Source organism: Mycobacterium sp. E342, assembly GCF_001667665.1.
GTDB lineage: Bacteria > Actinomycetota > Actinomycetes > Mycobacteriales > Mycobacteriaceae > Mycobacterium.
In genome coordinates this window covers 1-937 of sequence record NZ_LZJM01000294.1, presented here as the reverse complement: position 1 = coordinate 937, position 937 = coordinate 1, and the positions used below count along the sequence as shown (strand labels likewise).

The window sequence follows — 937 nt, the reverse complement described above, 5'->3', positions numbered from 1 at the left end:
GGCACTTGACGCTCCAGAAATCCCTCGGGCTTGCCAAGGTCAGCCAGACCGCGCCGTCGCCAGTCCACCGCGGCCAGGTGGACCAGTCCGTCGACGTAGGCCATCGCTAGGCCGTGCCGCAGGGTGATGTCACCGAGAAAGGGTTCGGGCAGCTCGAACCCCGGCGTGAATCCATCCACCACGCCCATCAACATGAACTCGGTGCCCAGCACTTCGGCATCTTCGCAGTAGAGCACCGGCGGTGGATGGGGCACGTCGGTGCCCTCCAAAGCCCGCAGGATGCGCCACTCCCGCAATGTATTCGAGGCAGTGGGGTGGTTCTTGACCGCCGGCGGCCGACGTAACACCCAGGCGTGTTCACCGCGCGCCACCCGGAACGACACGTTTGCCGTTCCGGTCCCCTCGCCGATCCGTTCAGCCGTCATCGGGGTCCCACAACCGGGCAACTGGTCCCCGATCCACGAATCGAGCCGATCGACGTCGAGCAGCGTCGCAGTCGAAGTCATGCACTGACGCTAACGGTGTTGACAGTTACTGTCAATCCTGTCAGCGTATGTCACATGATCGATTTCGAGCTCCCGGCGGAGATTCAGCAACTGCGGACGCGTGTCGCCGCATTCATCGACGACGTTGTGCTGCCAGCCGAGCCTCAAGTCGGCGCGCGGCCCTTCTTCGAAATCGTTAAAGAGCTTCAGGCCGAAGCGCGCGCTGCCGGGTTGTGGTGCCCGTTCGTTCCGGTCGAATACGGCGGAATGGGCCTCGGTCATCTGGCGAACGCGGTCGTGCAGGTCGAGGTCGGGCGCGCCTTCAGTCACCTGGGTGCCTGGGCGATGAACTGCATGGGCCCCCAGGACGCGACGATGCTCACGCTGATCGAGCATGGAACCGACGAGCAGAAAAAGCGCTATCTGGAGCCGCTGGTCAACGGCGATATTCG

General features: G+C 63.7%; 2 protein-coding genes. One reads left to right on the top strand and one right to left on the bottom strand.

Translation table 11 applies throughout. The annotated features are described in order from the left end of the window. On the bottom strand, nucleotides 1–506 hold a 506-nt coding region (locus tag A5692_RS24375), incomplete at its 3' end, for a phosphotransferase family protein (RefSeq protein WP_156765872.1). Between the two features lie 54 nt (nucleotides 507–560). Between A5692_RS24375 and A5692_RS24370 the strand changes: the two genes are divergently transcribed. Beyond that, nucleotides 561–937: acyl-CoA dehydrogenase family protein (locus A5692_RS24370; protein ID WP_197514558.1), on the top strand; the 377-nt coding region annotated here is incomplete at its 3' end.